At 65.7% G+C, this 22,613-nt stretch carries 21 protein-coding genes; 14 read left to right on the forward strand and 7 right to left on the reverse strand.

Features of this window, described 5'->3' with window-relative positions:
- Window positions 1-311 precede the first annotated feature (311 nt).
- The 13 genes from SMD10_RS05675 to fdhD all read left to right on the forward strand — a co-directional run bounded on the left by SMD10_RS05675 (window position 312) and on the right by fdhD (window position 13,494).
- Entirely contained in the window at window positions 312-896 is a 585-nt protein-coding gene (locus SMD10_RS05675; protein ID WP_331684686.1) for a 4Fe-4S dicluster domain-containing protein, read from the forward strand.
- On the forward strand, window positions 896-2,917 hold the full coding sequence (gene hyfB, locus SMD10_RS05680; protein ID WP_331684687.1) for a hydrogenase 4 subunit B: 2,022 nt from the start codon (window positions 896-898) through the stop codon (window positions 2,915-2,917). The genes SMD10_RS05675 and hyfB overlap by 1 nt, the downstream gene beginning before the upstream one ends.
- Window positions 2,918-2,927: 10 nt before the next feature.
- Window positions 2,928-3,866 carry a respiratory chain complex I subunit 1 family protein gene (locus SMD10_RS05685; RefSeq protein WP_331684688.1) on the forward strand — a complete coding sequence of 313 codons (939 nt, stop codon included), beginning with the start codon at window positions 2,928-2,930 and terminating at the stop codon, window positions 3,864-3,866.
- Between the two features lie 23 nt (window positions 3,867-3,889).
- On the forward strand, window positions 3,890-5,353 hold the full coding sequence (locus SMD10_RS05690) for a hydrogenase 4 subunit D (protein WP_331684689.1): 1,464 nt from the start codon (window positions 3,890-3,892) through the stop codon (window positions 5,351-5,353).
- A gap of 10 nt (window positions 5,354-5,363) precedes the next feature.
- Window positions 5,364-6,017, forward strand: a complete 654-nt coding sequence (hyfE, locus tag SMD10_RS05695) for a hydrogenase 4 membrane subunit (protein WP_331684690.1) — start codon at window positions 5,364-5,366, stop codon at window positions 6,015-6,017.
- Between the two features lie 3 nt (window positions 6,018-6,020).
- On the forward strand, window positions 6,021-7,634 hold the full coding sequence (locus SMD10_RS05700; RefSeq protein ID WP_331684691.1) for a hydrogenase 4 subunit F: 1,614 nt from the start codon (window positions 6,021-6,023) through the stop codon (window positions 7,632-7,634).
- Window positions 7,634-9,349 (forward strand): hydrogenase large subunit, encoded by a 1,716-nt coding sequence (locus tag SMD10_RS05705; RefSeq protein WP_331684692.1) that lies wholly within the window; start codon window positions 7,634-7,636, stop codon window positions 9,347-9,349. Before SMD10_RS05700 ends, SMD10_RS05705 begins: the two co-directional genes overlap by 1 nt.
- 10 nt (window positions 9,350-9,359) lie before the next feature.
- Entirely contained in the window at window positions 9,360-9,908 is a 549-nt protein-coding gene (locus SMD10_RS05710) for a formate hydrogenlyase complex iron-sulfur subunit (RefSeq protein ID WP_331684693.1), read from the forward strand.
- Entirely contained in the window at window positions 9,905-10,690 is a 786-nt protein-coding gene (locus SMD10_RS05715) for an NADH-quinone oxidoreductase subunit B family protein (protein ID WP_331684694.1), read from the forward strand. Before SMD10_RS05710 ends, SMD10_RS05715 begins: the two co-directional genes overlap by 4 nt.
- Window positions 10,691-10,693: 3 nt before the next feature.
- The gene (gene hycH, locus SMD10_RS05720; protein WP_331684695.1) at window positions 10,694-11,119 is read left to right on the forward strand and encodes a formate hydrogenlyase maturation protein HycH; all 426 of its coding nucleotides are present in this window, start codon (window positions 10,694-10,696) and stop codon (window positions 11,117-11,119) included.
- Complete coding sequence (gene hycI / locus SMD10_RS05725; protein ID WP_331684696.1) at window positions 11,116-11,571, forward strand: hydrogenase maturation peptidase HycI; 456 nt, start codon at window positions 11,116-11,118, stop codon at window positions 11,569-11,571. Before hycH ends, hycI begins: the two co-directional genes overlap by 4 nt.
- A gap of 73 nt (window positions 11,572-11,644) precedes the next feature.
- Window positions 11,645-12,556, forward strand: coding sequence for a formate/nitrite transporter family protein (locus SMD10_RS05730; protein ID WP_331684697.1), 912 nt, complete (start codon window positions 11,645-11,647; stop codon window positions 12,554-12,556).
- A gap of 101 nt (window positions 12,557-12,657) precedes the next feature.
- A complete protein-coding gene (gene fdhD, locus SMD10_RS05735; protein ID WP_331684698.1) occupies window positions 12,658-13,494 on the forward strand; it encodes a formate dehydrogenase accessory sulfurtransferase FdhD in 837 nt (278 codons plus the stop codon).
- A gap of 65 nt (window positions 13,495-13,559) precedes the next feature.
- On the opposite strand, the gene SMD10_RS05740 is transcribed toward fdhD, so the two are convergent.
- From SMD10_RS05740 to SMD10_RS05770, 7 genes are all read right to left on the reverse strand, one after another.
- Window positions 13,560-14,459: a LysR family transcriptional regulator gene (locus tag SMD10_RS05740; RefSeq protein WP_331684699.1), complete on the reverse strand. Its 900-nt coding sequence runs from the start codon at window positions 14,457-14,459 to the stop codon at window positions 13,560-13,562.
- Window positions 14,460-14,627: 168 nt separating this feature from the next.
- Window positions 14,628-15,974, reverse strand: a complete 1,347-nt coding sequence (locus SMD10_RS05745) for an amidase (protein WP_331684700.1) — start codon at window positions 15,972-15,974, stop codon at window positions 14,628-14,630.
- The gene (locus tag SMD10_RS05750) at window positions 15,971-17,365 is read right to left on the reverse strand and encodes a dipeptidase (RefSeq protein ID WP_331684701.1); all 1,395 of its coding nucleotides are present in this window, start codon (window positions 17,363-17,365) and stop codon (window positions 15,971-15,973) included. Before SMD10_RS05750 ends, SMD10_RS05745 begins: the two co-directional genes overlap by 4 nt.
- Window positions 17,362-18,120, reverse strand: a complete 759-nt coding sequence (locus SMD10_RS05755) for an SDR family NAD(P)-dependent oxidoreductase (RefSeq protein WP_331684702.1) — start codon at window positions 18,118-18,120, stop codon at window positions 17,362-17,364. The genes SMD10_RS05750 and SMD10_RS05755 overlap by 4 nt, the downstream gene beginning before the upstream one ends.
- Window positions 18,117-19,157, reverse strand: coding sequence for a ketopantoate reductase family protein (locus SMD10_RS05760; protein ID WP_432757192.1), 1,041 nt, complete (start codon window positions 19,155-19,157; stop codon window positions 18,117-18,119). The genes SMD10_RS05755 and SMD10_RS05760 overlap by 4 nt, the downstream gene beginning before the upstream one ends.
- Window positions 19,154-19,855 (reverse strand): creatininase family protein, encoded by a 702-nt coding sequence (locus SMD10_RS05765; RefSeq protein ID WP_331684704.1) that lies wholly within the window; start codon window positions 19,853-19,855, stop codon window positions 19,154-19,156. Before SMD10_RS05765 ends, SMD10_RS05760 begins: the two co-directional genes overlap by 4 nt.
- Complete coding sequence (locus SMD10_RS05770; RefSeq protein ID WP_331684705.1) at window positions 19,852-20,838, reverse strand: GntR family transcriptional regulator; 987 nt, start codon at window positions 20,836-20,838, stop codon at window positions 19,852-19,854. The genes SMD10_RS05765 and SMD10_RS05770 overlap by 4 nt, the downstream gene beginning before the upstream one ends.
- 185 nt (window positions 20,839-21,023) lie before the next feature.
- Here SMD10_RS05770 and SMD10_RS05775 point away from each other — a divergent pair, with 185 nt between their 5' ends.
- Window positions 21,024-22,601, forward strand: a complete 1,578-nt coding sequence (locus tag SMD10_RS05775; RefSeq protein WP_331684706.1) for an ABC transporter substrate-binding protein — start codon at window positions 21,024-21,026, stop codon at window positions 22,599-22,601.
- The last annotated feature ends 12 nt before the right edge of the window (window positions 22,602-22,613 follow it).

The following is a 22,613-nucleotide window of genomic DNA, read 5'->3' on the forward strand; positions in this document are numbered from 1 at the left end:
CGATCGACAACCCTTATCGCTCAATAAACACCCCATATTCGCACGATATGAAATGTATATCCGTCGATAAGAATCATCTATCAATCGATATATTCGAATATAGCCTTTTTACTTCATGCGCCGTAAGAGGCGTATTGCCGCATGTCAATTCATTATGAGGGGTGATACCAGCCAGTTTAGAGGGGTTAAGGGAATTAAACTCGCATGCATCGAACCAATACTTATTTTTTATTGTTCGATCGGAATCCCTTATCGAACGCGCCCGACTGGAACCCGGCGCAGGGTTGCGCCCCGCAAGGAGACGTCGGCCAATGAACCGCTTCATCGTCGCAGAACCGGGCAGGTGTATCGGCTGCAACACTTGCATGGCCGCCTGCAGCCAGGCTCACAAGCAGGCTGGCCGCCAATCGCATCCGCGCCTGTCCGTCACCAAAACGGCCGACGCGACGGCGCCGGTTCTCTGCCATCACTGCGAGGACGCGCCTTGTGCACGCGTCTGCCCGGTGCGCGCCATCACGCATCGCGACGGCATGATCGTGCTCGACGAAAAGACCTGCATCGGCTGCAAGCTCTGCGCCCTCGCCTGTCCGTTCGGCGCCATTACGCCCTCCGGGACGGGTCTGGCGGGCGTCGCGGGCATCGCTTTCCCGACACCTCAGAATCCGGCGCTCGATCCGCTCCTCGTTTGGGAACAGGGCGTCAAGTCGGTCGCCGTCAAATGCGACCTCTGCGACTTCCGCGAGGCCGGCCCGGCCTGCGTGCCGTCCTGCCCCACCCGCGCCCTTTATCTGGTCGGCGACGACGGGATGGATGAGGCCAACGCCAACAAGCGCCGGATCACCGCCGATCAGATGGGCCGGCCGAAGCTTCTCTCTGCAATGGGGGGGCGCAACTGATGGGTCCGCTCGGATTTCTCGAACTCGCGCTGGCGCTGTCGATTATTGGCGCGATCACCAGCCTCGTCCTCGGCAAGGAAGAGGCGCTGGCGATCGGCGCGGCGAGCCTGGCCGGCATCCTGGCCGCGCTGTGCGGCCTGGCCGCCGGCCTGACGGCGCTCACCGAGCCGGCGGCGACGCTCTCCATCGCCGGTCCCTACCCGTTCGCCCACTTCATCCTGCGGCTCGACCCGCTCTCTGGCCTGATGGTCGCGGTGATCTCGCTGCTGTCGCTGGTCGCCAGCATCTACGCCATCGCCTACGTCCGGGAATATTCCGGCCGCGGCGTCGGCGGCATGGGCTTCTTCATGCACCTCTTCATCGCCTCGATGCTGCTGGTGGTGACGGCCGACAACGCGTTCTGGTTCCTCGTCTTCTTCGAGATGATGTCGCTCGCCTCCTACTTCCTCGTCATCTTCGACCAGGACAAGGACGCGGTCGGCGCCGGCTTCCTCTACTTTTTCGTTGCCCACGCCGGCTCGGTGCTGATCATGGCGGCCTTCTTCCTGATGGCGAACGAGGCCGGCAGCTTCGATTTCGAGGCGTTCCGCCACCTGTCGCTGTCGGCGCCGATGGCCTCCACCGTGTTCGTCCTCGGCTTTCTCGGCTTCGGCGCCAAGGCGGGCATGATCCCGCTCCACATCTGGCTGCCCAAGGCCCACCCGGCCGCGCCCTCCCACGCCTCGGCGCTGATGTCCGGCGTGATGATCAAGATCGGCGTCTTCGGCATCGTCAAGGTCGCCCTCGACCTGCTCGGCGGCGGCGAGCCGATGCTCTGGTGGGGTGTCCTGGTGCTCGCCTTCGGCGCCGTCTCCTCGGTGCTCGGCGTCGTCTATGCGCTGGCCGAGCACGACATCAAGAAGCTGCTCGCCTACCACTCGGTCGAGAACATCGGCATCATCCTCCTGGGCGTCGGCACCGGCATGATCGGGATCGCCGAAGGCCAGCCGGTACTCGCGGTGCTGGGGCTGATGGCCGGGCTCTACCATCTCGTCAATCATGCCGTCTTCAAGGCGCTGCTCTTCCTCGGCGCCGGCTCCGTGATCTTCCGCGTCCACACCAAGGACATGGAAGAGATGGGCGGGCTGGCGAAGTCGATGCCGTGGACGGCGCTGTCCTTCCTGGTCGGCGCGCTGGCGATCTCGGCGATCCCGCCGCTCAACGGCTTCGTGTCCGAGTGGTACACTTATCAGGGCCTGTTCGCGGCGGCGCTCGGAGGCTCCTTCCTGGTCCAGTTCGCGACGCCCATCGCCGCCGTCATGCTGGCGCTGACCGGGGCGCTGGCGGTGATGTGCTTCGTCAAGGCCTATGGCGTCATCTTCGCCGGCCCGTCGCGCAGCGCCCACGCCTCCCACGCCAAGGAAGCGCCCGGGCCGATGGTCGCGGGCATGGTCATCCTGGCGCTCGCCTGCGTCGGCCTCGGCCTCGCCGCGCCCTGGATCGCGCCGGTGATCGGCGGCATCGCCGCCGCCACGCTCGGTCTGCCGACGACGACGCTCGCCAGCGGCGCGGTGCTGATCCCCGGCGCGGGCGGCACCACGGTGCTATCGACGCCGCTGATCGCGATCCTGCTCGTGGCGCTCGCCACGCTGCCGATCGTCATCAAGGCGCTGTTTGCCGGAACCCGGATGGCGCGCCGCAAATCGGAAGCCCCCTGGGCGGCCGGCTATCTGCCCGACATCCACATGTCGCTGACCGCCAAGAGCTTCGCCCAGCCGATCCGTATGTTCTTCGTGCCGCTCTATGCCGTGCGCAAGTCGGTCGCCAGCGTCTGGCAGCAGATCACGATCGGCTTCGAACGCTTCGTGTCGCTCGCCCGGCGCACTGAACCCTGGGCCGATCTTCGCTTCGTCGATCCGATCGCGCGTGGTGTCGGCGTCTCCGGACGCTGGATGCAGGTGCTCCAGGGCGGCGACTTCCGCGTCTACTGCCTCTACATCGTCGGCGCGCTGGTCGTGCTCCTCGCCGTGGCGGCTCACTAGGAGGATCGAGATGCCGACCCTTTCCCACCTCCTGCTCGGCCTCGTCCAGGCGCTGCTTCTGTTCGCAATCGCGCCGCTGGTCTCCGGCTTCTCGCGTTTCGAGCGGGCCAAGATGCACACCCGCCACGGGCCAGGCGTCTTCCAGGACTACCGCGACATCGCCAAGCTGTTGAAGCGTCAGGACATCACCCCACCGGATGCCAGCGGCGTGTTCAGAATCATGCCGGTGATCATGCTGGCGACGCTCTTCGTCATCGCCACCGGTCTGCCGATCTTCACCCGCTTCACGCCGATCGCGGCGGTCGGCGACCTGATCACCATCGTCTATCTGTTCGCCCTGCTGCGCTTCTTCTTCTCGCTGTCGGGCATCGATTCGGGATCGTCCTTCGCCGGCATCGGCGCCAGCCGAGAGCTGACCATGGGCGTGCTGGTCGAGCCGATCATGCTGCTCGCGCTGTTCGTGGCGGCGCTGCTCGCCGGTTCGACCAATCTCGGCGCCATCGGCGCCGCGATCGCCGACGGCGAAGTCCGCTCGGTCGCCGCGACGGTGCTCGCCGGCTGCGCCTTCGCCTTCGCCCTCTATATCGAGCTGGGCAAGCTGCCCTACGACATGGCCGAAGCCGAGCAGGAGCTTCAGGAAGGCCCGCTCACCGAATATTCAGGGCCGTCGCTGGCCCTGGTCAAATGGGCGATGGGCCTGAAGCAGACGCTGGTCATGGGCTGGTTCGTCGCCGTCTTCCTGCCCTTCGGCAGCGCCACGGCGCTGACTGCGGGCGGGCTCATCCTCGGCTTCGTCGTCTTCGCCATCAAGCTCTTCCTGCTCTTCGGCGTGGTCGCTCTCATCGAGAACAGCGTGGCGCGGGCGCGCTTCCGCCTCACCCCGCAGCACAGCTGGCTAGGGGTGGGTGCCGCCTCGCTCGCCTTCGTCTTCTACCTGGTCGGGCTTTGAGAGCCGCGTAGGGGCAACATCCAGTGATTACTCTCCCAACGACCTTCCCCGCCATCCTCGCCCTCGCGGCGACCCTGGTGCCGTTCCTCGGCGCGGCGCTCATCGCGGCCCTGCCGCGCGACGCCGGCAAGTGGGTGTGCCAGATCTTCGCCGCGCTCGCAGTGCTGATCATCCTTTCGCTCGCCTGGGTCTTCGAGGCTGGCGGCTCGGCCACCAGCCAGACCGTGCTGATCGGCTTCGGTTCGACCGAGATTCTCGGCCTCACCATCGACCGCGTCAGCGTCCTCGTCGCCTCCGCCGTCATCGTGATCGGCTATCTGGTGGCGCTCTATTCGATCGGCTACCTCAACCAGGGCAACCGCGAGCATCCGGACATCGGGCGGCGGCGCTTCTATGCCTTCCTGCTGATCTTCATCGGCGCGATGGCCGGTCTCGTCTTCACCTCGACGGTCATCGGCCAGCTCGTCTTTTTCGAGATCACCGGCGCCTGCTCCTGGGCCCTCATCGGCTATTATGAGAGCCCGAAGGCGCTGCGCTCGGCCGCCAAGGCGCTGATTGTCACGCACATCGCCTCGATCGGCCTCTATGTCGCGGCCGCCCTCATCTTCATCGATACCGGCACCTTCGCGGTGACGGCGATCGCCACACTTCCGACCGAGCAGAAAGCGACGATCCTTCTTGCGATCCTCGTCGCCGCCTGGGGCAAGTCGGCGCAGCTGCCGTTCCACATGTGGCTGCCCGACGCGATGGAGGCGCCGACACCGGTGTCGGCCTATCTGCACGCGGCCTCCATGGTGAAGGTCGGCGTCTACATCTTCGCCCGTGGCCTGCTGTCGTCGGGCGGCGCGCCGGAGATCGTCGGCTGGGTCGGCGCGGTGATGGCGACGCTGACGCTGTTCTACGGCTTCGCCATGTACCTGCCGCAGATCGACATGAAGCGGCTGCTCGCCTATTCGACCATCACGCAGCTGGCGACGATCTTCCTGGGCCTGTCCTTCTCGGTGTTCGGGTCGGACCTCGCCTTCAAGGGCGCCATCGCCCACATCTTCAACCACGCCTTCGCCAAGACGCTGTTCTTCTTGGTGGCCGGTTCGCTCTCCTATACCGCCGGCACCCGGCTGCTGCCGCACCTGCGCGGCCTGATGGCCAAGAAGCCGCTGATCGGCATCGGCTTCGCGGTCGCGGCCATGGCGATCGCCGGCGTGCCGCCGTTCTCCGGCTTCTTCTCGAAATTCGCAATCTTCGCCGGCGGCTTCTCCGTCGGGCGCGAGCACTGGCCGCTGATGGTGATCGCGGTGATCGCGCTGGCGGAGTCGGTCGGCACCTTCGCCTGGTTCCTGAAGTGGCTCGGCACCTGCATCCCCGGCGAACCGTCGCAAGCCGTGGCCGACGCCGCTCCGACGCCGAAAAGCATCCAGGTCGTGCTCGTCGTCCTCATCGTCATGTCGGTCGCTTCGAGCGCTATCGCCGCCTGGTGGCTGGGCTGAGGAGAATTCCATGCAAGGCACTCTCATCATCAACGGCCTCTCGGGCCTCCTGATCGTCACGGCGCTCTTGGTGACGCTCGCCTCGCGGCCGGTACCCGCGGCCCGCTTCTACGCCCTGCAGTCGCTGGTGCTCGTGGCGCTGTTCATCACGCTCGGCGCGACGACCGGCTCCGAGGAGCTCTATCTCTGGTCGGCCTCGGCCTTCGTCACCAAGGTCGTTCTTGTCCCGCTAATCATGATCAAGCTGTTCAAGCCCCTGGACGACAACACGATGGGCTCCGGCGCGGTCATTCCCGGCGCCGTGTCGATCATCGGCGCCGCGCTGATCGTCATCCTCTGCTATGCGGTCGTCTCCCGCGTCACGCTGCCGGCGGCACTCGACCTGAAACCGGCGCTCGCCATCTCGCTCGCCCACTTCTTCCTGGGCCTCGCGTGCATCGTCACCCAGCGCAACATCCTCAAGCAGGTGTTCGGCTACTGCCTGATGGAGAACGGCTCGCATCTGACGCTGGCGGTGCTCGCACCGAACGCGCCGGAACTGGTCGAGGTGGGGATCGCGACCGATGCCGTGTTCGCCGTCGTCATCATGGCGATACTTGGCCTGCGCATCTCCAGAACGCTCGGCTCCCTCGATGCCCGCAAGCTTACGACCCTCAAGGGCTGACCCATGACTTCCTCGTCCCTGCCCCTCCTCATCCTGGCGGTACCGCTGGTCATCGCGCTCGCCATCCTTCTCGTGCCGCTTCGACACATGTCGCTGAAGGCCTGCGAAGCGGCTCACGTCGTCTCGATCGCGCTGATCCTCGTCCTCGCCCTGATGATGACGGGCGAGGTGCTCGGCGGCGCCCGGCTGGCGGCGATGGGACGCTGGCTCTATGTCGATGCCCTCGGCGTGATCTTCCTGATGATCATCGCGGTGGTCGGCCTGATGACCGGGCTCTATTCGCTCGGTTATATCCGTCACGACGTCGAGGCCGGCCATCTCGATCTTCGCCGCGCCAAGATCTACTACGGCTTCTTCAATCTCTTCCTGTTCACCATGCTTCTGTCGGCGACGGCCAACAACATCGTCATGATGTGGGTGGCCGTCGAGGCAACCACGCTCGGCTCGGCCTTCCTGGTCGGCATCTACGGCGAGAAGACCTCGCTGGAGGCGGCCTGGAAATACGTCGTCATCTGCACCGTCGGCGTCGCCTTCGGCCTTTACGGCACGGTTCTCGTCTTTTCGAACGGCGCCGAGGTCCTGGCCGATCCGCATCAGGCGGTGCTGTGGACCTCGCTCGCCCAGAACGCGTCGTTGCTCGATCCGTCGCTGATGAAGATCGCCTTCGTCTTCGTGCTCATCGGCTTCGGCACCAAGGCCGGGCTCTTCCCGATGCACGCCTGGCTGCCCGACGCCCACTCCGAGGCACCGAGCCCGGTCAGCGCGCTGCTCTCCGGCGTTCTCCTGAAGTGCGCGCTGTTCGTCATCATCCGCTATCTGGCGCTGATGGTGCGCGCGATCGGCCCCGAGTTCCCGCAGACCCTGCTTCTCACGCTCGGCATCCTGTCGGTGGTGGTCGCGGCGATGCTGTTCTTCGTCCAGAAGGACCTGAAGCGAAAGCTCGCCTATTCCTCCGTCGAGCATATCGGCCTGATCGCCATCGGCCTCGGTCTCGGCGGGCCGCTCGGCATTGCCGCCGCGCTGCTCCATTCCATCAACCACAGCCTGGCCAAGGCGCTTCTGTTCTGCGGCTCGGGCAACGTCTTGATGAAATACGGCACGCGCGATCTCGACAGCGTCAAGGGCATGCTGCGTCTGGCGCCGGCGAGCGGCCTGCTCCTGATGATCGGCGCGCTGGCGCTGTCGGGCTTTCCCCCCTTCAACGTCTTTGTTTCGGAATTCCTGATCTTCGCGGCGGGCCTGAAGGCTGGCCATCCCTGGCTGATGCTCGTCGTGCTGCTGTTCTTCACCGTGACGATCGCCGGCTTCGTCCAGATCATTTCGGGCTCGGTGCTCGGCAAGGCCGGCAAGGATGCCAAGCCCGGCGATGTCGGCGCCTGGACATTGGCTCCGCTCGGCATCCTGGCAGCCCTGGTCCTGGTGATGGGCTTCGCCGTGCCGCAGCCGATCGCCAGGCTCGTCGCCGATGCCAGCGCCATCGTTCTCGACGGCGGCGATCCGGTCACCGTCGCCAGCCCTTGGCAGGCGGGGACGTCATCGCTCTTCGCCGAGGAGCACGCGCTCCTCGCAACTCCCGCCGCGGCCGCCGAGCCGACCGCCGAGAAGGAGACGAACTAATGGATATTCTCTCGTCAGATCGGATCGGGACGTCCACCCTGTCGGCGCTTCGCGGCGCACTGCCCCACGCCATCCTTCACGAGGAATGGCAGACGCCCGCCCAGGTGACGATCACCGTCAAGCCATCGGCGCTGCAGGACGTGGTCAAGACGCTCTACTACCAGCACGACGGTTGGGTCTCGGTGGTCGTGGGCAACGACGAGCGTCCTTTGACGGGGGTCTTTGCCGTCTACTACGTGCTGTCGATGGAAGGCACGGAGAAGTGCCACATCATCGTGCGTGTCGAAGTTCCGGCCGGCACTCTCGAATTTCCCTCGGTCACTCCCGTTGTCCCGGCCTGCGTGTGGGGCGAGCGCGAGGTGCGCGACATGTTCGGCCTTCGCCCGGTCGGCCTGCCCGACGAGCGCCGCCTGGTGCTGCCGGACGACTGGCCGGACGATCTCCATCCCCTGCGCAAGGACTCGATGGACTACCGGATGCGCCCGGCGCCGATCACCGATAACGAGACCTATCCTTTCATCAACGAGGCCAAGCAGGAGACGACGATCGTTCCGGTCGGCCCGCTGCACATCACCTCGGACGAGCCCGGCCACTTCCGCCTGTTCGTCGACGGCGAGGACATCATCGACGCCGACTACCGCATGTTCTACGTCCATCGCGGCATGGAGAAGGTGGCCGAGTCCCGCATGGGCTACAACGAGGTCACCTTCCTCGCCGACCGCGTCTGCGGCATCTGCGGCTACGCCCATTCAGTGGCCTACGCGACGTCGATCGAAAATGCGCTCGGCATCGAGGTGCCGGCGCGCGGCCAGGCGATCCGCTCGATCCTGCTCGAGACCGAGCGCATGCACAGCCACCTGCTCAATCTCGGGCTCGTCTGTCACTATGTCGGCTTCGATACCGGCTTCCAGCAATTCTTCCGGGTCCGCGAAAAGGCGATGACGCTGGCCGAGGTGCTGACCGGCTCGCGCAAGACCTATGCGATGAACCTGATCGGTGGCGTCCGCCGCGACATCCTGGGCGAGCAGGCGGCGGAGACGCGCCGGGTCGTCCAGGAGCTTCGCGAGGACACGCGGCGCCTCGTCGACATTCTGCTGGAAACCGCCAATGTCGGCGGCCGCGTCAAGGGCGTCGGCCTGCTCGACAAGCAGGTCGCCCGCGACTTCAGCCCGGTCGGGCCGCTGGTTCGCGGCTCCGGTCATGCCCGCGACACCCGCGCCGACCATGCCTTCGCCGGCTATGGTCTGGTCAAGACCACCATCCGCTCGCACGACGGCTGCGATGTACTCTCGCGCACCCTGGTGCGCGCCGAGGAGGTGTTCGACAGCCTCGACCTCATCGAGGCGCTGCTGTCGACCGCCGCCGGCGGGCCGATCCTCACCGAGGACTTCGAATATCAGCCGCACAAGTTCGCGCTCGGCTTCGTCGAAGCGCCACGCGGCGAGGACATCCACTGGTCGATGACCGGCGACAACCAGAAGCTCTATCGCTGGCGCTGCCGGGCCTCGACCTACAACAACTGGCCGGTGCTCCGGTACATGCTGCGCGGAAACACGGTGTCCGACGCTCCGGTGATCGTCGGCAGTCTCGACCCCTGCTACTCCTGCACCGACCGCGTCACCTTCGTCGACGTGCGCAAGCACAAGGAGACCACGGTCTCCTACGACGAAGTCGAGCGCTACGGCCGCGAGCGCAAGAACTCTCCGCTGAAGTGAGGCCGGCGCCATGCTGAAACTGTTCAAGGAAATCTTCCGCACCGGCGATGCCACGGTGAAATATCCCTTCGCTCCCTTGGAGGTGGCGAAGGATTTCCGTGGCAAGCCCGAGCATGTGGCGGAGAACTGCATCGCCTGCGCGGCGTGCACCATCGCCTGTCCGCCCAACGCGATCCGGATGGAGACCGATCTTGCGGCCGGCACCCGGACCTGGTCGATCAACTACGGACGCTGCGTCTTCTGCGGGCGCTGCGAGGAAGTCTGCCCGACCGAGGCCATCCATCTGACGCCGGAGTTCGAGCTGGCCGTCGGCTCGAAGGAAGACCTCATGCGGCGCGCCGTCTTCACGCTCGCCGACTGCGAGATCTGCGGAAAGCCCTTCGCACCGGCCAAGGAGATTGCCTACGCGGCCGAGATCCTCGCCCAGACAAGCGACGATCCCAATCGCACCGAGCAGCAACGCCGGCTGCTGTCGACCTGCCCGGACTGCAAGCGCAAGGCCGATCTTCAGAAGCTCGCCGACATGGCCATCGCCCGTCAGATGGAGACAGCCAAATGAACGCTCCGATCGACCGTCAGGCTCTGCAGGCGCCGCTCGAGCGCGTCTCGATCGACGAGCAGGCCGCGAAGATGAAGCAGACGCTGCTCAAGGACATCCAGCGCTCGGCCTATGTCTACCGGGTGGATTGCGGCGGCTGCAACGGCTGTGAGATCGAGATCTTCGCCTCGATTACGCCGGTCTTCGACGCCGAGCGCTTCGGCATCAAGGTTGTGCCGTCGCCACGCCATGCCGACATCCTGCTCTATACCGGCGCGATGACGCGCGCCATGCGCATGCCGGCGCTACGCGCCTATGAGGCCGCGCCCGATCCGAAAATCGTCGTCTCCTACGGCGCCTGCGGCTGCTCGGGCGGCATCTTCCACGACCTCTATTGCGTCTGGGGTGGAACCGACCAGCTCCTGCCGGTCGACGTCTATATCCCCGGCTGCCCGCCGACCCCGGCCGCCACCATCTACGGATTCGCCGTCGCGCTCGGTCTTCTCGGCCAGAAGCTGAAGTCGGAAACGCATGTGGAGGCGCCCGGCGAGACCGTTCCGCTCGCCCATCCGGAAATTCCTTACCTTCTGCGCGTCGAGATCGAGCGCGAGGCGCGGCGCATGGCGGGCTATCGCCAGGGGCGTGACATCGCCGACGAGTTCATGGCAACGCTCGAAAAGAGGACGGAGACCCCGCTCGGCATCCGTATCGCGCAGCTGACGGCCAGCGAGGCCGATCCACGACGCGTCGAGATCTTCGAGCGCCTTCATCAGGTCGTCACCCGACTGACACGGGGGATCTGAGCCATGGACGGCGACGCCACCCGTACCGAGGACATCGTCTTCTACCAGCTCAAGCAGAAGTTCCTGGAGCGCAAGGAAGACATCCCCGAGAAGTCCAAGGAGGTGATGTACTATTCCTTGGCGATCGGCCACCATATCGGTGTCTTCGACTGCTTCCGTGTCCAGTTCCGCTGTCCAAGGGCGACGCTCGACCGGATCATCGAGGCGCTGCCGGAGGCGCTCGAGGCGCGGCGCAAGCTGGCCGGTCTCTACAAGTTCGGCGAGATCATCGTCGACATCACCCATGTCGGACAGCTCAAGGCCGCGATCGACGAGGTGGGCCCCAAGGCCGATGCAGAGATGGCCGCCTTCCTCGATGCGCTCGGAACCTCTCTCGATGCGATCCGAGAAGAGCCGGCGATCTATCTCATGGGCCGGTGGATCCGATGAGCGGCATCGTCTTCACGGTCGGCAACGTGTTGCGCGGCGACGACGCCGCCGGCCCGATGCTCGCCGAGCGACTGGAGGCCGATCCGGCGCCAGGCTGGACCGTCATCGACGGCGGCCAAACGCCCGAGAACCACACCCATGCGGTGCGCGCCGCCAAGCCGGAGCGCGTGCTTCTGGTCGACGCGGCCGAGATGGGTCTCGAACCCGGAGAGATGAGGCTGATCGACGAGGCGGCTGTCGTCGAGCACTTCCTCATCACCACCCACGCGATCCCGCTCAGCTTCCTCATTCAGTCGCTGCGCGAGAGCGTACCCGAAATTCTGTTTCTGGGAATTCAGCCGCAGGGCACGGGCTTCTACGAACCCGTGTCCCCGGCAGTCGAGAAAGCCGTGGCGACGCTCCATGGACTTCTGAGAGACGGTAGCGCCATCGAGGACTTTCCGCGCGTCTGACGCCGCTGACCTCCCTCGCCGTCACAGGTTCGCATCCGATCGAGAATGCGTTTCATAAAAGGGGGAATGAAACATGGCAGGCAACGAGACTCAGCCGATCTTCGGCATGGACTGCTACTCACCGCCCGAAATCGAGGAAAAGGTCGAAGGTCTGGGGGTGAAGAAGGCGCTGATGCCCTTCTGGCCGACCTTCATGCTGTCGATCGTGGCCGGCGGCTCCATCGGCCTCGGCGGCATGTACTATACGATCGTCGCCTCGGACCCCAATTTGTCCTTCGCCGTCTCGAAAGTCATCGGCGGCATCGCCTTCTGCCTCGGACTGGTGCTGGTCTTGGTGGCCGGCGCCGAGCTTTTCACGGGCAACTCGCTCATCGTCATGGCGCACGCCAACAAGCAGATCACCACCGGGCAGGTCCTGCGCAACTGGACGATCGTCTGGCTCGGCAATCTGGTCGGCTCGCTTGGCCTCGTCTTTCTGCTCTACATGGCGCACCAACAGGCCCTCAATGGCGGCAATGTCGGCACGTCGCTCCTGAAGATCGGCGTCGCCAAGGTCGATCAGGACTGGGTGACGATCTTCTTCAAGGGCATTCTCTGCAATCTGATGGTCTGCCTGGCGGTGTGGCTCGGCTATGCCGGCCGCACGGTGGCCGACAAGATCGTGGCCATCGTCCTGCCGATTTCCGGCTTCGTCGCCGCCGGCTTCGAGCACTGCGTGGCCAACATGTATTTCCTGCCCTACGCTCTGGTCCTGAAGTTCACCGGCCAGGTGCCCGAAGGGCTGGACGTCTCGGCGCTGACGATGGGCGCGGTCGTGCATAACATTATCTTCGCGACGCTCGGCAACATCGTCGGCGGCGGCCTTCTGGTCGGCGGCATCTATTGGCTGATCTATCGCAAGAGCCTCGGCGGCCTGCATCCGCTGCCGGCGAAGGAGGTGCCGACGATGAAGATGAAGTCCGGCCGCGCCGTGGCCGGGCGCTGACCGCCTTTTCGTACCGAACGGAGGAGAGACGAACCGCCCCTCCTCGTCCACAGACCGCCGAACGACCCTGCCGAGGGTTCCGCAGCCATGGAGAACGCGAGATGACGAATCGAAGTCTCGAAGAAGCGAGCGACCTGCCCGCCGCCCATCGGTCGGTATCGCGGATCCTGTGGCGCGGACGCCCCTTGCCGGAAGACACGCGCAACGTGCCCGAGGAGGTGCCGGTCGCCGTCACCTACAACGGTTCGTCCCATGCCGTGATGATGGCCAGCCCCACCGATCTCGAAGATTTCGCCGTGGGTTTCAGCCTGACGGAGAGGATCATCGGCTCGGCCGCCGACATTCGGTCGATCGACATCGTCGCCTTCGATCGTGGGGTCGAGGCGCGCCTCTGGATCGACGAGACCTGCAACCAGCGCCTGTCGCAGCGCCGGCGGGCGCTGGCCGGCCCGACGGGCTGCGGCCTGTGCGGCGTCGACAGCCTGTCGGAGGTGATGATCGATCCCAAGACGGTCGAGAGCGCGGCCCGCTTTCGCGCCACGGACGTAATGGCCGCCATGGCGGCACTCTCTTCCAGCCAGCGCCTGTTTCATGAGACCCATGCCGTCCACGGAGCCGGCCTGTTCGCTCTGGACCACGGGATCGTCGCCGTGCGGGAGGATCTCGGCCGCCACAACGCCCTGGACAAGCTGGTGGGTGCCGCTGCGCGCGAAGGCTTTCCCGTCGCCTCCTGCTTCGTCCTGATGACCAGCCGCGTTTCCGTCGAACTGATCCAGAAATGCGCGGTGCTCGGAGCGCCGATGCTGGTGGCCGTTTCCGCGCCGACGTCGCTGGCGATCGCCACGGCCGAGGCGGCCGGCATCACTCTCGCGGGCGTGGCGCGGCGCGACGGGTTCGAGCTGTTCACCCATCCCGACCGCATGGACCTCGACGCCTGAGCAACGAGGTCTTACTGCCTGTAGGCGAAGCGGCGGGGCAGCGGTGACCCGGGGACGTCCAAAGCCTACGCCATCGCCGCGAGCACGGGCGCCAGCGTCCGGGCCTGGGCGACCAGGGCCGCCGTCAGAGGCGGCTGCGGATCGCGTTTGGCCACCACCATGCCGATGAGCCGCGTGACTTCGGGCGCGACCAGCGGGACGGTGCGGACATGCTTCGGCAGGTTCAGCGTCTCGGCCATGATGCGCGGCAGAATCGTGCTCCACACCCCCGTGCAGACATGGGTCTGAATGACGGTGATGGAGTTCGATTCCAGTTTCGGCTCCACCGAGACGCCCACCTCTTCGAAGACCTTGTCGATGATGCGCCGGTTCTGCATCTCCCGGCTGAGGAGGCAGAGCGGCAGGCCCGAGGCTTCCTCCCAGGTGACCGACTTGCGGTCGCCGAACGGGCCGTCCGTCGCGGTGATCAGGTGGTAGCGCTCGCGATAGAGCGGCACCTCGTAGACATGGCCGACGGGTTCGTTGTCGAGATAGGTGATGCCCGCGTCGATCTGCAGGTTGTCGATCCTCGATAGGATATCGGTCGAACTGTACGAATAGACGGTGATACCCACCCCCGGATGGGCGGACCAGAGTTCCGACGTGTGGCGCGCCATGATCGGCAGTGCGGTCGGCACGGCCGCGATCCGCACATGGCCCGTCTCGCCGCTCTTCAGCATCTCGACGTCGGCGCGCATCGCCTGGATGTCGCCGACGATCCGTCGCGCCCATTCGAGCACGCGTTCCCCCTCGGCGGTGAAGCCCATGAAGCGCGAGCCGCGGTCGACCAGAGGCACGCCGAGGGTGGATTCCAATTGTTTGATCGCTGCCGAGAGGTTGGGCTGTGAAACACCGCAAAGTTGCGCAGCACGGCCAAAATGCTTCTCGCGGGCCAGGGCCAGCAAGAAATGCAACTTCTCTTCCATAGTATTGGTCTGCCTGCGATCAGTGAACCAGGTCGCACGAGAAGCTTTGCCTCATGCGGCCCAACATATGTCCGACATTTGTCAGGTTGCGCCTTACTTTACAAGACCCATTCTAAAGTGTGCATGCGGCCTTGCGTCGCTTTGCGGAGACCTTTGCGGCTGGGCGGTTCAAGGTCGATCGACGGGCGGGCGATAGGCATGCAGGGCGCCTTCCACGGTGCGGGCGACAGACAGCAGTCGCGCGTCCTGGCCGAGGCGCCCGGTGAGCTGCAGCCCGACGGGCAGCCCCTCGCTCATGCCGCAAGGCAAGCTCAGCGACGGGTGGCCCGTCATATTCGCAAGACCGCTCGCCAGGATTTCGCCGTCGTCCGCATCCTCGATGAACTCCGGGTCCTCAGCCGGCGCGACAAACGGCACCGACGGGCTGACGAGCACGTCGACCTCGGCGAAGCTCGCCTCGACCACCGCCCCAAGGGCCGCGCGATAACGCTGAGCCAGCAGATAGTCGACGGCCTTTGCGGCAAAGCCGGCCTCGATCTGCGACCGCGTGCCGGCGGCATAGCCGGCCGCGTTCTCTGTGTAGAGTTCGCGATGAACGAGGGCGGCTTCGGGCAGCAGTACCTTCACCAGTTCGCGATTGGCGCGCGCGAGGTCGGGGATCGCGAAGTCGATCAGTCGCGCCCCTCGCGCTTCGAGCAGTCCCAGGCTTTTGCGCACGCATCCGGCCACGTCGGGCGTGACCACGGGCGCATCCAGGTGGTCGCGGATGACGCCAAGCCGGAGCCCGGAGAGCGGCGGGGCGTCGATCGTCATCGGCGTTTCTGCCAGGCATGCAAGGGCGAGGACCGCATCTTCGACCGCGCGGGCGAGCGGCCCGGCATGGTCGAGCGACCAGGACAGCGGGAACACACCGTCGGTCGGCACGAGGCCGAAGCTCGGCTTGAGCCCGACGATGCCGCAATAGGCGGCGGGAATGCGGATCGTGCCGCCGGTGTCGGTGCCGATCGCCAGCGGCACGATCCCGGCCGCGACGGCCGCCGCCGAGCCGCCGCTGGAGCCGCCGGAGGTGCGGCCTGGATCGTGCGGATTGTTCGTCTGCCCAACATCCGGATGCGCCACGCCATAGGCATATTCGAGAAGATTGGTCTTGCCGAAGAGGACCGCGCCGGCGCGGCGCAGCCGGCCGACCAGTTCGGCATCGGCCTTGGCCGGAACCGGTTTACGGACACGGCTGCCGTAGCCGGTCGGCACGCCTTCGACATCGATCAGGTCCTTGATCGCGACGAGAACGCCGTGCAACGGCCCGAAATCCTCTCCGGAGCGCAGCTGCCGGCTCCGCAGAGCGGCATCCGCCAGCACCTGATCGCGCATCCGGTCGGCAAAGGCGTTGAGCGCGGGCTCCAGCCGATCGAGCCGGGCAAGTGCTGCCTCCGCCACGTCGAGCGGCGTGAATTCGCCGGCGCGATACCCCTCGCCAAGTGCGCGCACACCGCGAAAGGCCGTTTTCTCGCTCACGTCCTCTCCCGCTTGGGAAGCTGCGCGCCCAGCCGTTGGAGGAGCCGCACCCAGCCGATTAGACCCTGGCGGAAGTTGGAGAGCCGGAAGAACTCGTTCGGCGCGTGGTAATCCTCGTCGGAGGTCGAGAACGAGAAAAAGACCATGCCCGCCCCGAGATGCCGGCGAAACACTTCGCCGATCGGCACGGTCGCGCCCATGGCCACACGCAGCGGCTTGCCGCCGAGGATCTCGCCCATCAGCTCTTCGGTGATCCGCAAAGCGGGCAGGTCGGGGTCGAGCGCAAAGGCGGCGCTGCCCGGGCCGTGCGGCTCGATGATCAGGCGGTAGCCTGACGGGGTGGCCGCGCGTAGATGCCGGACGATCGCCTCGACCACCGCTCCCGGCTCCTGGCCGGCGACGAGCCGGCAGGTGATCTTGGCCGAGGCGCTGGCCGGAATGACCGTCTTGGTGCCGGGACCGGCATAGCCGCCGGAAACGCCGTTGAATTCCAGCGTCGGCTCCAGCCACTGGCGGACCAGAAGCGCCTCGCCCGACGGCATGGGATCGGGACGAGCCGCGCCGATGGAATCGAAATAGGCGCCCGCGTCGAACTCGGAGGCCCGGATCGCTTCGAGGATCGCGGGATCGGGCGACGGCAAATCGTCGGCGAAGCCGGGAACCGTAACGTGGCCGTCGGCATCGTGCAGCGTCGCCAGCATCCCGATAAGCGCGCGGACCGGATTGGGCGCGCTGCCGCCATGCCGGCCCGAATGCAGGTCCTTGCCGGCCCCTTCCAGCGTCAGATCGAGCGCGACGAGCCCGCGGCTGGCGACCGTCACTGACGGCAGATCGGGGCGCCACATGGCGCCGTCGGCCGAGATCACCACATCGGCGGCGAGCCGGCCCTTGAGCCGTTCGACCGTGGCCTCGAAGTGCGGGCTGCCGGATTCCTCCTCGCCCTCGATGATCATCTTGAGATTGAGCGGCAGCGGGACATGCGACTTCGTGAAGGCCTCGGCGACGAGGATCGGGATCATCACCGGCCCCTTGTCGTCGGATGCGCCACGGGCATAGAGGCGGTCGTCTCGCACCGCCGGCTCGAACGGCGGTGTCCGCCATTTCTCCAGCGGGTCCGGCGGCTGCACGTCGTAATGGCCGTAAACGAGAATGGTCGGCGCGCCGGGCGCTTCGCACCATTCGGCGACGATCGAGGGATGGCCGTCCGTCGGCACGAGATCGACGACCGGGAAGCCTGCCGCCTTCAGGCGCTCGACGAGAAATGTCGCAGCCTTGGCGATACCGTCTCCATAGGCGGGGTCGGTGCTGACGCTGGGAATGCGACAGAAGGCCTTCAACTCCTCGACCGACTCCGCATAGCGGGCGAGAAGGTAATCTTCGACGATCCTCATTTGCCGCCGTCCACGCTGAGCACCTGGCCGGAGATCCAGCTCGCCTGATCGGAGGCGAAGAACAGGACGGCGTTGGCGATATCCTCGGGACGGCCCAGCCGCTGGAGCGCGATCCGCTGCAGAAGCTGCGCCTGCCCCTCCTCGCCCATGGCCTGCCACTGCTTCTCGGTGGTCGGATTGGACCGCACGAACCCCGGCGCGACGTTGTTGACGGTGATGTTCCAAGGGCCGAGTTCGTGGGCGAGTTGGCGCGTCAGGTTGACCTGGCCTGCCTTGGCGCTGGCATAGGCCTGGATGCCGGTCAGGCTGGGGCCGAGGCCGGCGCCGCTGGAGATGTTGACGATGCGTCCATGGCGTTGCCGCTTCATGCCGGGGGCGACGGCCTGCGAGAGCCAGAACGCCCCGGAGAGATTGACCGCCAGGATCCTCTCCCAGTCGGCCTGAGAAATCTCCTCGATCGGCCGCCCGACCTGCCCGAGAACGCCGCCGGCGCAGTTGACGAGAATGTCGACCTGGCCGCGCGCTTCCTCCACCTCGGCGACCAACGCCTGCACCGCCTGTCGATCGGTGACGTCGAGCACGCGCGGCTCGCACGCGCTACCGACCAATCGGGCGGTCTCGCGCAATTCGTCGGCCACGATATCGCAGGCGAAGACGTGCGCGCCATCGGCGGCAAAGGCCTGGGCGATCGTCCGACCGAAGCCGTGCGCGGCGCCTGTGACCAGGGCTGTGCGGCCCTCGAAGGCGATTTTCATGGCCGGACCTCCGCTTCGGCAGGCATGACGTCCGCCAGCGTTTCGAGATTGCCGCCATCGAGCGGCCGCCGGCCGTCCTCGATCTCGTGGATCATGGCGATCAGCCGTCCGGTGATCGGCGTCGGGACGCCGTGCCGTTCGCCGAACTCGGCGATCGGACCGAGCTGCGCGTCGACCTCGGTCTTGCGCTTGCGCACGGCGAGATCGCGCCAGATGCCGCTGTGCGACTTCGTCGAGCGGCGGTTGTGAGCGACCATGTCATCGAACGAGCACTGCGTCCGTTCGGCGGGCGCGTCCGGCAGGAAGGCGTGCGGATCGAAGCCATCGAAGGCTTCGAGGCTGATTCCCGCGGCGGCCGCGACCGCGCCGACCTCACGCGCCAGACCAGTCAGCACGAGGCGATAGTCGGCGGTCGCCAGGACGTCGGCGATGCTGTCGTCGGTCAGCGCGGTCGCAAACAGCAGGGCGCCATAGACGAGCTTGCCCCAGAGATAGCCGAGCACATTGTCGGACAGGACCGCCTTGGGCTCGAACTCCGCCATGAGACGATGCAGAGCGACGATCCGGTCCGTGCGCCGCCCGTCCAGCTCCCCGACCACCACGGCGCCGTGGCCGCTGTAGTGGACGAGGCCCGGCTCCAGATAGTCGGCGCCGAAGTTCACGAAACAGCCGATCACCCGCTCATCGCCGGTGGCCCGCGCGATGACGCGTTCGTTGAGGCCGTTCTGAGCGGATACGACGGCTCCGTCGGCTGCCAGATGCGGCAGGAGCGACGCCGAGGCGGCTTGGGTGTGATGCGCCTTCACGCACAGAAAAACCCGCTCGAAGACGCCTTCGAGTTCGGCGGGCCGGTAGGCCGGCGCCCGAACGGTGTCCTCGAAGATCGGGCCGGCAATCGACAACCCCTTGGCGTTGATGGCCGCCACATGCTCTTCGGCCGCGTCGACGAAGACCACCTCATGGCCGGCGCGCAGAAAGGCGGCGCCCAGCGTGCCGCCGATCGCGCCAGCTCCCCAGATCAGGATCGGAGAGCTCAAGACCACGGCCCTTCGAGCAGTTCGCGCGTCTCCTCGACCGCGACGTTCCAGATCGCCAGCATGTCTTCGTCCGGCTTTTCGTAATAGCCACCGAAATTACCGTCGCCGAGATAGTCGCGTGCCGCCTTCGGGTTCATCACACGCATCCTGGGGATGTCGATCATCGGCTTCATCTGCGACGGCTGCACCACGCCGGGCAGGCGCGTCCAGGGAAAGTTCTCCATCCATGAGGCGTGTGAGGCGACCCGGTCGACCTCCTGCACCTTGGCGAAGGTCCGGGGCGCGTTCCACCAGTTGTGGAACTTGACCGCGACGTCCGGATTGTCGGCCATCCATTCGATCGCCATGCTGCCGGCCGGCTGATTTCCGCCGTGTCCATTGACGATCAGGATGCGGCGGAAACCCTGGGACTTCATCGAATCCAGGATGTCGCGGACGATCCGGACATAGGTCTCGACGCGCAGGCTGATCGAGCCGGGATAGGCCACGAAATAGGGCGTGATGCCATAGGCCAGGACCGGAAAGACCGGCACGCCGAGCGGCTCTGCGGCGTCCAGCGAGACCCGCTCCGACAGGATGGAATCGACGGACAGCGACAGCCCGGCATGCTGCTCGGTGCTGCCGAGCGGCAGGACCGCCCGGTCGTCGGTCTTCAAATACGCCTCGATCTGCTGCCAGTTCGTTTCGGCGATCTTCATGATGCTTCCTTCTCCAAAGAGGCGCCCGCCCCCGCACCGCGCACGACGGGCAGGATGAGCCGCTCGATGTCGGCGGGATCGGGGATGTGGCGGAATTCGACGACGGGAACGGCGGTGCCGACCCGCGACAGAACGCTTTCGGCGCCGGTGGCATAGACCACGACGTCCGAGCGCTCGAGCAGGGCCTCCATCTCCGGCGTATCGACCGTTGCCGCGGCGATGGCGGCAACGTGCGGAGCAAAGCGCTGCACGCCGGCCTTCATGATCGGCAGGAAGTCGGGAAACCGCGAGACGACGCCGAGCTTGGCCAGCGGGCTGAGCGAGGCGAGCGCCCGCCGGGTGTCTTCTGACGGAATGAAGCTGATCGACACCACCTTGGTGTTGGGCAGAAGCGCGGCCACTTCGCGCTGGCGATTGGCGAAGGTGATGGCGAGATCGGCCGAGTCGGCCCTGGCCTTGACCTCGGGATGGCGCTGGATGGCGGAGATCGTCAGCGGCTCGACGGTCGCGCTCTCGCCGAGCCGCGCCGCGATATGGCGCGCATAGCTCGCCGTCGCCTCGCGGAACAGCCCGATCATCGCCACAGAGACGCGGCGGCCAAGGCTGGTGCGGTAGAACAACCGAGCATTGACGAGCGAGGCGAGGTCGCTGGCGCGCACGCCCATCGCCAGACCTTCGTCGATCAGGGCGTCGATGTGCCGGCGCAGTTGCATCGCCTCCGGCCGCGCAGCGATCTGCGCCGGGCCGCTGTTGGCGACGAAGGTGCCGGTGCCGGGCCGCGTCTCGATCAGGCCGGAGGCCTTCAACTCGCGGTAGACCTGGCTGACGGTCATCGGCGCGACGCCGATGCGCTCGGCCAGATCACGAACAGACGGAAGGGCTTCGCCGGCCCGGAGCTCGCCGCACGCGATGCCGTATTCGACGAGCCCCTTCAGCTGCTGCCGGATCGGCACGGGCAGGTCGCGATCGATAAGAAAGTTCATTCGTCCAGTGCTCCACTGTCATAAGTGGTTAGCACGGTGCAGAATCGAGATACAGACGACAAATGCCAATTCCCGCGGCAGTTTCCGCTTAAATTTCGCGCAGGAAGCGACGTTGACATGGTTCTTGAACAGTGCCTATCGTCACACTGTTCTATTTCAGTGTTACATCGGAAGGCTCACTGTTCATGAAGACCGTCATCGGATCTGCTCTTGCTGCGACCCTCCTTCTTGGCGTCAGTTCAGCCGCGATGGCGGTCGAGCGAGGCGGAGTCATGACGTATGGCCGCTATGCCGACAGCCTCTTCCTCGACCCGGTGCTGAATGACGCCAACGTCGATATCTGGATCCTGTCCAATCTCTACGACACTCTGATCCTGCCGACCGACGACGGCAAGGATCTGAAGCCAGGGCTGGCGACGGACTGGGCCGTTTCGGACGACGGCCTGTCGGTGGACCTGACGCTGCGCGACGGCATCAAGTTCTCCGACGGCACGCCGATCACGCCGGAAGACGTGATCTGGTCGCTGAAGCGCGCGGCCAATCCCGACAACGGCATCTGGAATTTTCTTCTGGTGGCCGTCGATGATGTCGTCGCCAAGGGCGACAACGGCGTCACGATCAAGCTGAAGCATCCCGATCCAGCGATCCTGCCGGCACTGACCGTCTTCAACAGCGCGATCATGCCGGAAAAGCAGTTCGAGGCCTCCGAGGGCGAGACCGACGCCGACAAGGCCAAGGCCTTTTCGGAGCATCCGGTGGGGTCGGGTCCCTTCGTGCTCGAATCCTGGGATCGCGGCTCGACCATGAAGCTGGTCAAGAACGACTACTACTGGGACAAGGGCGAGGATGGCGAGGCGCTGCCCTATCTCGACGGCGTCACCTTCGAGCTGCTGCCCGACGATGCGACGCGCATCCTAAAGCTGCAGTCCGGCGAGATCGACGGGGCGGAACTGATCCCCTATGCCCGCGTCGACGAGCTGAAGGCCGCCGAGGGCATCAAGATGGAGATGTTTCCGTCGACGCGCGTCCAGTACATCACCATGAACGTGCGGCCCGAGCTCAATGGCCAGGACAATCCCCTGTCGAACGAGAAGGTCCGCCAGGCGCTGAACTACGCCACCAACAAGCAGGCCATCATCCAGATCGTCACCCATGGCGTCGGCACGCCGCTGACCTCTTACATGTCGACCGCGACGCCGCTGCATTCCGGCGACGAACCGCTCTACCCCTACGACCTCGACAAGGCGAAATCGCTGATGGAGGAGGCCGGGTTCGCCGACGGCTTCTCGACCTCGATCCTGGTGCTGGCCGGCAATCAGGACGAGATCGGCATTTCCACGGCGCTGCAGCAGATGTGGAGCCAAATCGGCGTGAAGCTGGAGATCCAGCAGGTCGACAATCCGACCCGCACCGATCAGTACCGCAACGGCACCTTCACCATGCGTGTTGCCGCCTGGACCGACGACATCGCCGATCCGAACGAGATCACATCCTATTTCGCCTATTCGCCGACGATCGACGCCATCCATTCGGGATGGAAGAGCGAGGAAGCCGATAAGCTGTTCGAAGCATCGCAGAAGGAAACCGATCCGGAAAAGCGCGCCGAGGAATACGCTCGGATCCAGGAGATCTTCAACACGACCGGGCCGACCATCCCGCTCTACGAGACGCCCTACCCCGTGGCGCTGCGCGACACCGTGGAGGGCTTCAACCAGATCCCGCTCGGCAACAACATCTTCGTGCGGGCCTGGCTCGACAAGTAGCATCATCGCGTC

Origin of the sequence: Consotaella aegiceratis, assembly GCF_036541425.1 — a bacterium.
GTDB classification, from domain to species: Bacteria; Pseudomonadota; Alphaproteobacteria; order Rhizobiales; family Rhizobiaceae; genus Consotaella; species Consotaella aegiceratis.

What these genes read in the sequence shown, in the direction of transcription:
- hycI (WP_331684696.1), top strand. Translation starts at nt 11,116, where the DNA reads ATGAGCGGCATCGTCTTCACGGTCGGCAACGTGTTGCGCGGCGACGAC.
- SMD10_RS05730 (WP_331684697.1), top strand. Translation starts at nt 11,645, where the DNA reads ATGGCAGGCAACGAGACTCAGCCGATCTTCGGCATGGACTGCTACTCA.
- hyfB (WP_331684687.1), top strand. Translation starts at nt 896, where the DNA reads ATGGGTCCGCTCGGATTTCTCGAACTCGCGCTGGCGCTGTCGATTATT.
- SMD10_RS05715 (WP_331684694.1), top strand. Translation starts at nt 9,905, where the DNA reads ATGAACGCTCCGATCGACCGTCAGGCTCTGCAGGCGCCGCTCGAGCGC.
- SMD10_RS05770 (WP_331684705.1), bottom strand. Translation starts at nt 20,838, where the DNA reads ATGAACTTTCTTATCGATCGCGACCTGCCCGTGCCGATCCGGCAGCAG.
- SMD10_RS05705 (WP_331684692.1), top strand. Translation starts at nt 7,634, where the DNA reads ATGGATATTCTCTCGTCAGATCGGATCGGGACGTCCACCCTGTCGGCG.
- hyfE (WP_331684690.1), top strand. Translation starts at nt 5,364, where the DNA reads ATGCAAGGCACTCTCATCATCAACGGCCTCTCGGGCCTCCTGATCGTC.
- SMD10_RS05685 (WP_331684688.1), top strand. Translation starts at nt 2,928, where the DNA reads ATGCCGACCCTTTCCCACCTCCTGCTCGGCCTCGTCCAGGCGCTGCTT.
- SMD10_RS05750 (WP_331684701.1), bottom strand. Translation starts at nt 17,365, where the DNA reads ATGAGGATCGTCGAAGATTACCTTCTCGCCCGCTATGCGGAGTCGGTC.
- SMD10_RS05700 (WP_331684691.1), top strand. Translation starts at nt 6,021, where the DNA reads ATGACTTCCTCGTCCCTGCCCCTCCTCATCCTGGCGGTACCGCTGGTC.
- SMD10_RS05740 (WP_331684699.1), bottom strand. Translation starts at nt 14,459, where the DNA reads ATGGAAGAGAAGTTGCATTTCTTGCTGGCCCTGGCCCGCGAGAAGCAT.
- hycH (WP_331684695.1), top strand. Translation starts at nt 10,694, where the DNA reads ATGGACGGCGACGCCACCCGTACCGAGGACATCGTCTTCTACCAGCTC.
- fdhD (WP_331684698.1), top strand. Translation starts at nt 12,658, where the DNA reads ATGACGAATCGAAGTCTCGAAGAAGCGAGCGACCTGCCCGCCGCCCAT.
- SMD10_RS05675 (WP_331684686.1), top strand. Translation starts at nt 312, where the DNA reads ATGAACCGCTTCATCGTCGCAGAACCGGGCAGGTGTATCGGCTGCAAC.
- SMD10_RS05755 (WP_331684702.1), bottom strand. Translation starts at nt 18,120, where the DNA reads ATGAAAATCGCCTTCGAGGGCCGCACAGCCCTGGTCACAGGCGCCGCG.
- SMD10_RS05775 (WP_331684706.1), top strand. Translation starts at nt 21,024, where the DNA reads ATGAAGACCGTCATCGGATCTGCTCTTGCTGCGACCCTCCTTCTTGGC.
- SMD10_RS05710 (WP_331684693.1), top strand. Translation starts at nt 9,360, where the DNA reads ATGCTGAAACTGTTCAAGGAAATCTTCCGCACCGGCGATGCCACGGTG.
- SMD10_RS05765 (WP_331684704.1), bottom strand. Translation starts at nt 19,855, where the DNA reads ATGAAGATCGCCGAAACGAACTGGCAGCAGATCGAGGCGTATTTGAAG.